Raw genomic sequence first — 12,808 nt, 5'->3', positions numbered from 1 at the left:
ATTGTCTGTTGTTACATGTACACTTAAAACTGCCAAACACCTTTGAAACTCAAGGTTCTTTCTGGTTGATAAGCTGCATCTTCATCGCTTGAGCTTTTGTATAAGTTGTCGGTTAAGTTAATCACCGAAAAGCTTAGCTGCAAATTGTTGTTTACCTGATAATCGAGCTCAGTATGCCAAATAAGCTCACTTTCTCGCGCGATTTCAGAGGCGCCGACATCTTGTTGTGAAAATTGATAACTTAACTGCTGGCGAATACTAATACTATCATTTTGCCAGTTTAACGACCATTTAAATGCTTTTGGAATACCGTCGTCGACAATATAATTATCGTCATCTTGACCTTGTTGCCATTGAAAGCCGAAAGTTGATTGCCAGTGCGGATTAATTTGCCAATGACTGGTTATTTCAAGCCCTTTGATGGTGACTTGTTGGTTATTACGATAACGTCGGACATTGTCTTGTGTATAGCGTTCAATATAATCATCAATTCTATAATGATAACTATTGAAGCTCGCGCTAACGTTTTCGTTAATATGGTGAGTAAGTGAAAATTGTAATCCGATACTTTTCTCTGGTGTTAATTCGCTATTACCTTGGGTATTGCCTCTAGGGGTTTCGCCAGAAAAGAATAACTCACTTACGGTCGGGAAACGAAAGGCATTGGCTAGTTGTAGGCTCATCGCAGTGTTTTTTGATAGTTGGTAACTAGCATTTGCCGATAACGAGATGAAGCTCTCTTCTTTTATTTGCTGATATTGTTTGAGCTTAATTTGATCGTACCTTGCTCCCGTTGCTAGCGTAAAGTCGTCAAAATGCCAATCATGTAAGGTAAATACAGCGAACGTGTCTTCATCTGCATTTATCATTTGATGTTGCCATGCTAATTCATTGGTTGCAGAAAATTCTTGTTCGCTAATTTCAATATTGTAACGACCAAGCCATTCAAGCCCGACAACGGTGTTATCGATTAACCATGAGCCATAAGCACCGTAAGTATTTGATTGATAGTCGGTGACATTACGACGAGAAATATTTTGCTCATCATCAAGACGAGTAACATTGGTTTGCCACTGCTGCTGATGTTGGTAGAGCTTAAACTTCCATTGCCCAGCAGATGAAAATTCTATTTGTGATAGCAGATGATCATCTTGCGGATAGTTGCTAATGCGTTCTGTCGGGAAGGTGATTGAGCTTTTGCCAATATCATCTCCTTGACTGACAATGGCAGATGCAAAAATATCAATGTCGTGCCAACTAAATTCACTTGAAAGTGTTGCGGCACGTTGTTGGTATTGGCTGTTTAATGGAATTACGCTGCTTTGTTCATTTTGGGCTGATTTTGCATTATCTGCAGTTCGAGTGACTAGGCTAGCATTGATGGTGTCACCAACAAAATTAGCAGATAAATGTTTGGCGTTATCTTGCGGTTGTAATGCAAAACTAATCGCAGATGTTTCGTGTGATTGTGTTGAAATACTAACGACACCGCCCATTGCATCAGAGCCATAAAGCGTTGATTGTGGCCCTTTTTGAATATAAACCTCTGAGATTAACTCTGCCGGAATAAAGGCGATAGAATTTCCTGCTCTGCGGTCTGTGATGATTGGAATGCCGTCAACTTCCGTTTTAATTCTGGCACGACTAAAGCCTCTAATATTGTAACTTTGAAATAGTCCCCCTTGGCCATTAAGGTTAACACCAGCACTTTGTGAAATTAAATCGGCAACTGTGTTTTGGGCGCTAACAATTTGCTCAGGATAAATTAATATATTGTCACTGGTTCTAACATCATCGAGTGATTTGACGGTTTTTGAGTGTGAAATCGTCATCACTTCAATAGCAGTGTCTGTGCCCATATTGCTATCAGCACTTTTCGAGTTGTCAGAATGCTGAGCGGCTAAAGGATTAGCGCAGAAAAATATCAGCATTAAATGACATAGGATTAAGCTTTTCATAAGTTTATTCAGGTAATTGCTCACAATAAATGAACGTAAACAAATTGCTGATTGTTGCTGGTAATAAAGCTAGTTAGATTTTCTTCTGCTGGGCCTTTAGTCACTTGCCCTACATTATTGAAACGTGCGCCATGACATGGGCAAATAAAACCATTTTCTTCTACAGAAACAGCACAACCTTGATGAGTACAAGTGAGTAATGATGCGGCGAAGGTATTGTCATCTAACTTAGTAATACCAATACCATGTTGATTATAAGCGATGGTGACAATACTGTTTGCTAAAAATAAGCTTTTATCGACCACGAGCTTATTTCCTTGTTGTATCGCATCAGCATATTTTACTGTGCTTTTACAGGCAGGAAGTATACAGGCCGTGGCTAAACAGGCCGTTTTTAAAAATTCTCGACGTTTCATTGCGATCAATGTGCTCGTTTTTTTGTTTTAGAATGATAATGTGCTTTTTTCTTACGAGATTTACGAGCGATTTTAATATGTACGATTAAAAGAGTTGGTAGTAGTAAGCCCACAACTGCATGAGAATTACCCAGTAAAGTATGCCAATCTTCCCCCACCAAATAATAAAGGCTATAGGCTGATAGTAGCGAAAAAATAATAAAACTCATCAGGGTAATACCTGATTTTTTAGCTTTACCAAGTGTCCATGTTTTTGAAACATGCGATGTAAAAATACTACCGAGTGCCATTAGCATCATAAATGCCGCAAAACCGTGTAATTGCAAAAAGGGATATTGCAAAAAATGCGACTCAGGACCAAAGTCCCCTTCTACCATAGCGAAGTTTCTTAATAACCAGAAACCACTACCGCTAAAAACACTTAAGCTTAAAAAACCGTAAAATAAATAACGGTATTTTTTAGCAATTTTACGACTGACATTGGACATGATAAAACTCTAATTTATACGGCGACTAAAGCCAAAGCGGTTAATGCTAATGCCTTTGGCGTTAAAATGATTTAGTACTTTTTCAGCATCCTTGCGATTCATCAATACAATAATTTTGGTTAATGCATCTGCAACCATGGCTTTGTCGGCAAAAACGGAGGTGCTACCGTTAACCTTTACATAACATTTGGCTTTTGGGTCAAAATATTGCGAGCCATTTTCTTGATAATAGCTACCGCTACTCGCTAAGGCTGTATTGAGCATAGGTAACTTTTTTAAGGCGCTGTTACGCTGGCTGTATTTTATCTCAACCTTTTGTTTTTGCCAGTTAATTACTCGCAAGTCACCACCGGCATTGATGCTGCCCGTAATCTCATTAGGTAATAAAGATATGGCTTGATCAACCGCGTAACCTTTGGCAATGCCACCCAAGTCAAAAAATATTGGCTTAGTGCTACTAATTAAATTGCTCTCAAGGTTTACATCAGCAAAGCAGCCAAATTGTTGCTCTAATAATGCGGCTTTATCTGTAAATAAATGAGCAGGTAAATGTTTCGAAGCCACCAACGGAGCAGCAATACTGATGTCATAATAACCGTTCGAGTGTTCAAAAACCTGCTGAGCAAAAGTGACCACGTTTTGTAAATCAGCCGACATTGTAAATTGAGCATTAGGTGCAGTTATTAATGCGATATTAAGAGCAGATAATTCACTATCAAGCTGATGAAAGCTTAGCGTTTGATGAATTCGTTCAATTTCATCAAACGCCATATTTGACCAATGTATTAGTGCTTTTTCCGACATTTTTGCTGTTAGGTTTACTTCGACAAAAGTCCCTAATAGTGGTCGGCAACGTTTAATACTAACTTGGTTCAAAACAAGTGCCTATTACAGTGTTATTTTACTAAGCACACTTGACCACGTATGGTTAAGTCGATTAATACCGTCGGTTACATGACGACACGATAAGGTAGCGCCAGAAATGTTTCTAATTTGTTTATCAAGCTTGAGGAATTCACTGCTGTCTTTACCATGAAACTGTGCGCGCCATTTGGGGTGCATAATTTGGTCGCCGTAAGTTTCTCGATAGGTTAATACTTCTATACCCATGACTTTACCTTCAGCACTTATTGCTACAGCTAGGTCGATATTTTCATGCTTACCAATAACCTGATCAACAATGAACCAACCGCCATCTTCTGAACGCCAGCCATTAATATGGTGATTGCGAACACGAATGTCTGACAGGTCTTCAATTAAGTCAGCTTGCTCTTCTGTCAAATCCACAGGTGCTGATGTCAGCTTTTGCTCTGGCCATAATATTTTCTGTGCCTGCTCTATGGTTAAATAGTTCTTTGCAAAAGCAACTTGGATAGGAAGTGCAAAAGTTGCTGCGGTAGCAACTAAGCCTTTTAAAAACCGTCTACGTAACATACTCATGATTGTAATTTACTTGTGATTGATAAAAATGCAAAAGGCTTACAGTCCATTAGTTGGGATCTGTAAGCCTTATCGAATTAAGCTAAGTGCTTAAATTTTTTAGAATTCATAACCGTATGATAAACCGATGTGCATTTTTTCATGCTCATCCCAGTTGCGGCCGTTACGAACATCTGCATGCTCTGAACCACCGCCACTGATTTGCCATAAAATGCCACCTGTTACCCACCATTTTTGCTCAGCAAAATGTAGTGTTGGGCCAAAGTAGTTACCACGTTGATGTTGGCTACCAATGCGGAAATCGCCTAGATCAAAATTAGATTTCTTTAAACCAATCGTGTAACCATCAGCATCAAAGCCGTCTTCAGTGTTACCTTTTTCAGCTTTGTCTTGCGGGTTTAAGTAGTCTGACTGATGTCTAAATTCTAAACCAACAAACCATTGTGGTGCGAAGCGGTAAGAAATACCTGCGGCAATATCAATCGCGAATTCATCTTCTACAACTGTACCTGATTTTCTGCGTTCAAATTCAGTCTTAATATTTAGCACTGTTACAACAGTGTCATCTAAGAAATCTTTTTGAAAAAATAATGTACCAACAAATGAATTCTGATCGATATCTGCACCATCTAAGCGGTATTTGTCGCGACGTTCATATGCTAAGCCGTAAGAAAAACCGAAAGCATCTTTGTAAGGGCTTAATACGTTGTATTTCATAGCAAGTTCATAACCTGCAAATTGCGTATCGCTAAACTTACCTGTGCCGTCGCCAGCTTCACACATTGGGCAAGGTGCGCCTTCTGCTTCTGAACCTACATCGTAGTCATGATCAAAAATAATAGCTTCAACAGCAACCGTTAAACTATCAGTTACACCGTATTCAATTTCAGGGCGAATATCGTGGAACGTGTAGTGATCACCAGCGTTTTTGTCTAAACGAATGGTATCGGCAATTTTAAATTCATAACTGCCTGCTGGGCGTGTATCGGTGCCTTTTGCGTAAACCCAAAGATTTTCGCCAGCAGATGCGGTAAAAGTTGCTGCAGATATCGCAGCAGCCATGATGGTATTAAAGTTCAGTTTCATGTTGTTAAAGCCTAAATGTATCAAAGAGAGAGGTTTTTGTTATCAGGAGATTATAATAAGTTACAAAACGTAACGCAACTGATAACTGTTATCATTTGTAGTTGTGAGGGCTGGACTTGGAATACCGCTATGGAGAAATTATGGTACAGCTTATTATTGGCAGAGAAACTTTAGGAAACGTTGAATGATTTTAATATTAGTGGAGCTAAAGTACATGAAGTTCGATTGCTTCAAATAAATGAAACTCTAATGCCGCTAACGTTAAAACAAGGTATTGCTCATAAGGCTGAAACTAAAACAAAACCATCTTATTTTTGTCTTAATTAAGGTGATCTTACCTTTTAATTGAATCACTAAAGAAAGATCAGGAGTCCTTAATATTTCTGCTAACTATCATATTCAGGATGAATATCTAAATAATCACACCAAGTACTAAAGTTTCGATAATTGTAGCGAGTGTCAATTGCAGTTATCCATTGTGAACTCGTTTTAGGATTCAGCTTAAATTTCTTTTTAAAGCCATCGATCGCAACATAACAAGCTAGGGACTCTAATGTTTCATTTCTAACTCTAACTTGAGTAAAACCTGTTGCGGTCACGTTATAAGTGACAGTTATTTTTGGTAATCCCCAGCTAACAGGGCTAACAATAAGTAAAAACGCACAAAAATAATTTAAAAGAGTCATAGCTTAATTTGTTGTTTTAGTGAAGTTTATTTTTAATCTTTTGCCGATGATTTAAAGCATTAAAGATAATATTGATATTAATTCAATTATACCATTGAAAGCGTTAGTGCGCGTCTCCATAACTATTATCAACAAGAAAAAAGTGTCAAAAACGACAACTATTATAGACGCAGTATAAAGAGAACTTATTCATGGCTAACATTACCCCAATTAAAAAAGAAACTCATCAAAACATTAAAATTTCTGAAAAACGTGATTTATCACATGTTGCTAATCAACATATTGCGCCAGTCACTGCTGCCGAATATGCACAAGCTGCAACGAGCTACCCGATTGTACTAGTGAAAGATCAAGAGTCAGAGCGTTACCGCAGTGTGGCAATGTTAGGTCTTGAAGCGGGCGAGAATTTATACCATAAAGAAGGCTCTTGGAATGCGGTATATATTCCTCAAAGCATTTCTATGGCACCATTTTCTTTGGGCTTAGATCCAGAAAAAGAAAAAACTTTAACGGCTTGTGTTGATTTAGATAACAAATTCGTTGGTGAAGATAAAGAGCACAGCTTATTCGACGCTGAAGGTAACGACACTGAATTTTTCAAAGGTGTACAAGAGTCACTAGGTCGTTTATATGACAATGAAGTGATGAATGAAAAGTTCATTAAAGAATTACTAGATAACGAATTATTAATGGAACTTGAGCTTAATATTAGTTTCGGCTCAGGTGAAAGTAAAAAGCTTGTTGGACTTTACGGCATTGATGAAAAGAAACTTCAAGCGTTAAGTGATGATAAAGTATTAGACTTTCATAAACGTGGTTTATTTATTCCAATTCACGCAATGTTAGGCTCAGTGGGCCAAATTAATCGTTTGGCACAATTACGTAATCAAAGTGAATCTTCGGCGAAAGTTAATGGTATTCGTTTTGCAGTAGCTACAGCGGAAGAAAAATAAATATCAATATAATTTATTGTTTTAAATAAAGGGCCTATTGGCCCTTTTTTTTTAAGTAAGTTGAATTTTGCTTGAGTTTGACAAAAGTTGGCAATAACTCACTACTAAAACTTTACCCTCGCTTTTTAAAGCCTTATCTTTGTTGCATGAATTAAATGCTGATTATGTTGTACTTATATTTGCTAGGTTGAATCGCCATGGAACAGATAAAAAATATCGACACCATTTTAGCTAAATTGAAAAGCCAAGGAGCGATGACTTCTGGCGAATTAGCTAGAGAGCTAGTAATGACTAGTATGGGAGCAAGGCAGCACTTATTACGCCTAGAAGAAAAAAATTTAGTTGGTCATTTCCTGCAAAGAGCTGAAGTTGGCCGCCCTAAAAAAATGTGGCAATTAACGGAGTTGGGTCATAAGCGTTTTCCTGATCGTCATGCCGAGTTAACTTTGCAGCTCATTGAATCGGTTACTAATATTTTTGGAGAGCAGGGTTTAGAGCAAGTGATTTCCATGCGTGAAAAGCAAATACTTGAAAAGTATCAAGCGGCATTGAGTGTATGCAGCGATCTGCACGACAAAATTGAAATCTTAGCTTTAATGCGTTCACAAGAAGGTTACATGGCTAGCACTGAAAAAGTATCAGCCATTGAGTATTTGTTAATTGAAAGTCATTGCCCTATTTGTGCTGTAGCGAATCAATGCCAAAATTTTTGCCGGTCCGAGTTAATGATTTTTCAACAATGTTTTGGCGAAGGTTTTGCTGTTGAACGAAGTGAATACTTACATAGTGGTGATCGACGTTGTGTTTATCGTATTAGAAAAATAGTGAATATATAAATTTTAAAGTAGGAATATAAATTATTATTAGCCGTTTTATTTTGTACTTATCGTAATTAAAAGCAATGGCTAACTAACTCTAGTTATGTAACTTTAAAACACTAATTGAATCATGTAGTTTGCCGTTAATTAGGTTATACTTATTCATTAATTTAAGATTGATAATGAGACTCAACGTGGCGATTCATTTACCTTTAAAAAACTTAAGCCAATGGCAGAAAGTGGCATTTTGTGCGGCTTTGCTTGAACGCATGCTACCTAATTATCAAATGTTTGCTGAACACGCTGACTTTGGTGATTATAAAGTGTTGAGAAATCAACTTGATTTAATCTGGCAATGGCTGGATAAAGATAGTCGCTGTAAAATTAACTACGATGCGCAGATAGTTAAATTGGAAGAACAAGTTCCTAACCCTGATGAGTTTGATTTTTTCGGGGTATTCCCTGCGTTAGATGGGGCAATGGCACTGATGTCATTATTTCAATCAATACAAGATCCGCAAAACAGTAGTTTCGAAAATATTGGCAAGCTATCTGAAAATAGCGTTAGTTATTATGTGGAATTGAGTTTAGCGCAAGAAATTGATGCCGAAGCGCCAGAAGGTGACGAAATCATTATTGTTCCTGAGCAAATTACAGAACACCCTCTGATGCAGTGGGAAATCGCCACACAACACGAATTATTTGATTTCATAAAAACAGCCAGTGAAAATAAAACCTCATGTATTAGGGCAAAAGCCTTAGTGTTAGAAGAGGGGTTATCGAATTTAGGCATTGAAATTAACCACTAACCTTTAATACTAACCTACCCTAGCTTTGGTCTATAAAACGGATTGCCATGCCAGTAGTTAATTACCAAAATATGACCATTATTCAGCGACTATTTCTGTTAAGAACAGTCGCAATTATCATTCAGTTATTAACAGTATTAATTGTTTATTTTGTGATGTCATTGCAAATAGCGCTGCTACCATTAGTTGTTGTTATCATGGTGGAAATCGTTTTTCATACCTTGAGCATATTAGTTTTCAGGAAACGAAATGCTGGTAATTTGGCGATAGTTTTTCAATTAATTGCCGATGTTGTTTTCTTAACTGTGTTGCTATCTTTCAGTGGTGGTGCCACTAATGCCTTTGTTTCTTTACTCTTGTTACCGATTGTCATTGCCGCTGTAAGCTTACCTGCTCGCTATTTACTATTTATCTCTTTATCTGCCATTACTTCCTATAGCTTTTTGTTGCTAACGATGCCCGAGCATACTATGCATCAGATGGATATGAGTAATCACTTTATTGGTATGTGGGCGAACTTTTTGCTGTCTGTAATTGTTGTTACTTTTGTCGTTGGTGCTATGGCACGGGTTATTACAAATCGCGAACGAGCTATTGCTTTGCAACGTGAAGATCAACTAAAAAGTGAGCAGTTATTGGCACTTGGTGTTGCATCAGCACAAGTGACGCATCAAGTAGCAACACCGTTAGCTAATATTCAATTATTATATGAAGAACTTGCTGAAGATTATCCAGAACATGAAGCTGTACTAGCAATGGCACAGCCGCTAAATCAATGTACTGATCAGCTTGGTTATTTTCGTTCTTTGGCAACATCGATTAGAGAAAATAAAAAAGCTCAATTATCCGTTAGTGAATTGCTTGAACAATTAGTTGATCAAATGCATTTTCACTTTCCTGAGCAGGAATTAACACTCGTTCAGGTCTGTACCATTGAGGCAATGATTGAGTCTGATGCTATGCTACTACCAGCATTATTAAACTTGGTGCAAAATGCTATTCGTGCAAATGAGGAGAATAAACAAAACAAAATCATTTTAACTATAAGTCGTGAAAATAATGATTTAACCTTACAGTTACGTGATTTTGGCTTAGGTATCGAAGCAAGTATGAATCAAGCGCAGAGAGCGGTGTTGGGTGAGGAAATGGTAACGAGTACATCGGGTTTAGGTATGGCGGTATTTTTATCTAACTCTACTTTTCATCGCTTAGGTGGAAAGTTAAAGCTAATGAACCATGCCGAGCGAGGCTGTATTGCCTTGGTTAATTTACCACTACTCACGGGCAAGGAGCAAAGTGAATTGTGAAGAAACTATTAATTATTGAAGATGATGTTTCATTTGCCACAACATTAGTTAGACGAATGACTAAACATAATTTTAGCTGTCAGCAGGTACATCAAGCTGATCAAGCTTTACACGCTTGTTTGCAACAAAAACCAGACTGTATTTTATTGGATATGAAGTTGGCATCAGAGAACGGTCTAACCTTGATAAAGCCGATTAGGGCAGCATTACCGAAAGTGAAACTAGTTTTACTGACGGGCTTTGCTAGTGTTGCCACAGCGGTTCAGGCGATGCGTTTGGGCGCAGATGATTATTTGGCTAAACCAGTTAATACTCAAATGCTATTAACGGCGTTAGATATTGCTCCGGACGTTGAAAGCGCGGTTGATCTTGATATCGATACGATGTCAGCAGAGCGAGTTGAATGGGAGCATATTAACCAAGTGCTTAATAGTAATGATGGCAATGTTTCAGCGACAGCTAGACAACTGGGCATGCATCGTCGAACGTTACAAAGAAAGCTGCAAAAAAAACCAGTATCAAAATGATACTGGCTCTACTAACATCAAAAATAATGGTTAAAACTGGTAATCCATTGCCAGGTAAACATTTCTTCCCATAGCAGTAATCTTATCTCCAACTGCTATATCGCTGCCATTAGCACGATTAACGCCACCTAAATGGTCATTATATTGTTTATCTAGTAAGTTATTGATACCAGCTCGAACCACTAAACCGCTACTAACAAAGTAATCTACCTGCCAATCAACAATGGCATAACCAGCTGAAGATTTTTCATCATTTAAAACTGAGACTTTATTTTGGGAGCTATAGGCGTGCAGTGCTAAGTTACTTTGAAAATTATTATATTGGTAATTTAAATTGATGCGAGTGTTTAGTGGTGAAATGCGATAAAGATTATCGTTAATGTCATCTCGTTCCCCACGAACATAGCTAACAATACCTGATAACTTAAATTGTTCATTTAGACGATATTGCCAGTTCATATCCGCACCATATAACGTAGCATCAATGTTGGTAAAAATAAGTGGGCTACTATCGCCCATCATACCTGCGATCATTTTCACTCGCATATCAGTTGATGGGGTGCCTTGAATATAATCTTTCACTTTTTGGTAAAACACTTGTGGCGCAATAGTAAAATCACCATGATCATATGAAATACCGGCATTTAATTGATAAGCGGTTTCATTATCTAGGTTAATATTGCCGACATAAGTTTTACCATCTGCTAGACCACCTGTTGCTTGCATAGGCACCCATAAATAGCGTTCTTGATAACTTGGCGCACGTTGCTTAATAGCCACTGAGTAACTGATGGTAGTGGTCTTTGTCCATTGGTATTGACTGTTTAATGCCAGATCAAAAGTAGTGTCAGATACGCTACGATCAGCACTATTAAATTCGCTTTGTAAGGCCTTAGTATTTGGATTCATCATTGCCATTGAGTGAGAAATTTCATTAGCGTCAGAGTGATTACTTTTGATACGCAAACCTAGAGTATGCGAGAAGGCACCATTGCTCGGTGTCCATTCGGCAAAAATAGAGTTACGTTGGTCTTTTATGTGATTGAAATTGGTAATCTCAAACATCATATTTTCAGGGTTGGTGATCACTGAGTTATGTTCAGCATCATAGCCTTCAAGACCAAGTAACCAGTCGCCTTGGCTCAATAAAAGCCTATAGTCTAAGGTTTTTGCATCGGTAGTATTGTAGCGATACATATTGGCATTCATATTAGTGCGTTGACTGAAGTTGTCCATGCCATGTGTAGCGTCTTGGTAACCTAACTGCCAATTTAATTTCCAGTCTGTCAGCTGAAATTCACCGTCTAAGTTGTAGCGATCAGAGTCAATATAGTCGATGTCCATTGGTAACGCTGGCGTGCCGGAGTTATTAGTTTTAGCATGATGCCATGTTGCGCCTATTTGCCAATCGTCTCCTTGATGGCGTAAGTCTATACCGTATTGCTTTTTATCATATTCTGTTGATGAAATGATATTGCCATTCCCGTCTTCGTAGTCATCGCCACTTTGATCGGTTAAATAGAATAAAACACCGGTATTTTCATTGCTAATGTTAATGTCACCGGCGAAAGTTGATGCGTCATTAATGTCGTTGTAGCTCAGCGCTAAGTCACCACCTAATGCCGCCCCTGTGTCAACTTCAGCTTTTTTCAGGTCCACTTTAATAGCGCCACCTAGCGTGTCTATGCCGCTACTAACGGGGGCAATACCGCGATAAACTGAAACAGACTCAACCATAATTGGATTAATGTAGGTGAGCGGAGCATCCATGGCATTAGGGCCAGCGCTAATAATTTGTTGGCCGCCAATACTTTTTGCAATTCTTTCACCGAACATACCGCGATATTGTGCGATACCAGTAATCGGGCCATTTTTATTAATATTTGCGCCAGGAACGGTTTTGAGCCAGTCAGCGACATCAGGCATTACTAAGTTGCCTTCTGCTAATGCAGTTTCTGAATGCGTTAATTTTGGAGCTTCGATAGTAATTACTTCGATGCTGTTATCATTAATATTTTCAGCGAAAACATTAAGTGACACGATAGATAAAACTACAGTAAGTGCTTGGGAAATTTTTGAGGGTTGCATTGCTAAATCCTGGTAATAAAAATTGGCTAACAGGATGATTTTTACTGAAGTTTTTCTTAAAAACAAAGCAAGTTAGACAGAGTGCGACATTATGTCGCAGCTGGATTTGACCTAGATCAATTTAGTAACACTGATTGTGCTTTTTGCATAATTGTTAGTGAGTTTTTTCGATGTTTTTTAAATGATCTAGAACGATAAATATATCCCAAAATAGTTTGAGTATAGTTAAGTT

At 38.0% G+C, this 12,808-nt stretch carries 13 protein-coding genes; 5 read left to right on the top strand and 8 right to left on the bottom strand.

Going from position 1 to position 12,808, the window contains the following annotated elements; all coding sequences use genetic code 11:
- Positions 1–23: 23 nt before the first annotated feature.
- From B7C41_RS17165 to B7C41_RS17135, 7 genes are all read right to left on the bottom strand, one after another.
- Positions 24–1,958 (bottom strand): TonB-dependent receptor plug domain-containing protein, encoded by a 1,935-nt coding sequence (locus B7C41_RS17165; RefSeq protein WP_085300178.1) that lies wholly within the window; start codon positions 1,956–1,958, stop codon positions 24–26.
- 20 nt (positions 1,959–1,978) lie between these two features.
- Positions 1,979–2,374: a QcrA and Rieske domain-containing protein gene (locus B7C41_RS17160; RefSeq protein WP_085300177.1), complete on the bottom strand. Its 396-nt coding sequence runs from the start codon at positions 2,372–2,374 to the stop codon at positions 1,979–1,981.
- A gap of 5 nt (positions 2,375–2,379) precedes the next feature.
- Positions 2,380–2,862: a hypothetical protein gene (locus tag B7C41_RS17155; RefSeq protein ID WP_085300176.1), complete on the bottom strand. Its 483-nt coding sequence runs from the start codon at positions 2,860–2,862 to the stop codon at positions 2,380–2,382.
- Positions 2,863–2,871: 9 nt separating this feature from the next.
- Entirely contained in the window at positions 2,872–3,738 is an 867-nt protein-coding gene (locus B7C41_RS17150; protein ID WP_085300175.1) for an FAD:protein FMN transferase, read from the bottom strand.
- Positions 3,739–3,750: 12 nt separating this feature from the next.
- Complete coding sequence (locus B7C41_RS17145; protein ID WP_085300174.1) at positions 3,751–4,302, bottom strand: FMN-binding protein; 552 nt, start codon at positions 4,300–4,302, stop codon at positions 3,751–3,753.
- Between the two features lie 99 nt (positions 4,303–4,401).
- Positions 4,402–5,388 (bottom strand): DUF6662 family protein, encoded by a 987-nt coding sequence (locus B7C41_RS17140; RefSeq protein WP_085300173.1) that lies wholly within the window; start codon positions 5,386–5,388, stop codon positions 4,402–4,404.
- 386 nt (positions 5,389–5,774) lie between these two features.
- Complete coding sequence (locus tag B7C41_RS17135) at positions 5,775–6,074, bottom strand: hypothetical protein (RefSeq protein ID WP_085300172.1); 300 nt, start codon at positions 6,072–6,074, stop codon at positions 5,775–5,777.
- Between the two features lie 191 nt (positions 6,075–6,265).
- On the opposite strand from B7C41_RS17135, the gene B7C41_RS17130 reads away from it, so the two are divergent.
- The 5 genes from B7C41_RS17130 to B7C41_RS17110 all read left to right on the top strand — a co-directional run bounded on the left by B7C41_RS17130 (position 6,266) and on the right by B7C41_RS17110 (position 10,488).
- Positions 6,266–7,027, top strand: a complete 762-nt coding sequence (locus tag B7C41_RS17130; RefSeq protein ID WP_085300171.1) for a SapC family protein — start codon at positions 6,266–6,268, stop codon at positions 7,025–7,027.
- A 197-nt stretch (positions 7,028–7,224) separates the two neighbouring features.
- Entirely contained in the window at positions 7,225–7,863 is a 639-nt protein-coding gene (locus B7C41_RS17125; RefSeq protein ID WP_211279550.1) for a helix-turn-helix transcriptional regulator, read from the top strand.
- Between the two features lie 164 nt (positions 7,864–8,027).
- The gene (locus B7C41_RS17120) at positions 8,028–8,654 is read left to right on the top strand and encodes a YjaG family protein (protein ID WP_235839763.1); all 627 of its coding nucleotides are present in this window, start codon (positions 8,028–8,030) and stop codon (positions 8,652–8,654) included.
- A gap of 47 nt (positions 8,655–8,701) precedes the next feature.
- A complete protein-coding gene (locus tag B7C41_RS17115) occupies positions 8,702–9,961 on the top strand; it encodes a sensor histidine kinase (RefSeq protein ID WP_235839762.1) in 1,260 nt (419 codons plus the stop codon).
- Positions 9,958–10,488, top strand: coding sequence for a response regulator transcription factor (locus B7C41_RS17110; RefSeq protein ID WP_085300170.1), 531 nt, complete (start codon positions 9,958–9,960; stop codon positions 10,486–10,488). The genes B7C41_RS17115 and B7C41_RS17110 overlap by 4 nt, the downstream gene beginning before the upstream one ends.
- A 30-nt stretch (positions 10,489–10,518) precedes the next feature.
- On the opposite strand, the gene B7C41_RS17105 is transcribed toward B7C41_RS17110, so the two are convergent.
- Complete coding sequence (locus tag B7C41_RS17105) at positions 10,519–12,576, bottom strand: TonB-dependent receptor (protein WP_085300169.1); 2,058 nt, start codon at positions 12,574–12,576, stop codon at positions 10,519–10,521.
- Positions 12,577–12,808: the final 232 nt, after the last annotated feature.

The organism is Cognaticolwellia mytili (genome assembly GCF_002104475.1).
GTDB classification, from domain to species: Bacteria; Pseudomonadota; Gammaproteobacteria; order Enterobacterales; family Alteromonadaceae; genus Cognaticolwellia; species Cognaticolwellia mytili.
The sequence above is the reverse complement of the archived record's forward strand: the minus strand, read 5'-3'. Positions and strand labels throughout refer to the sequence as shown.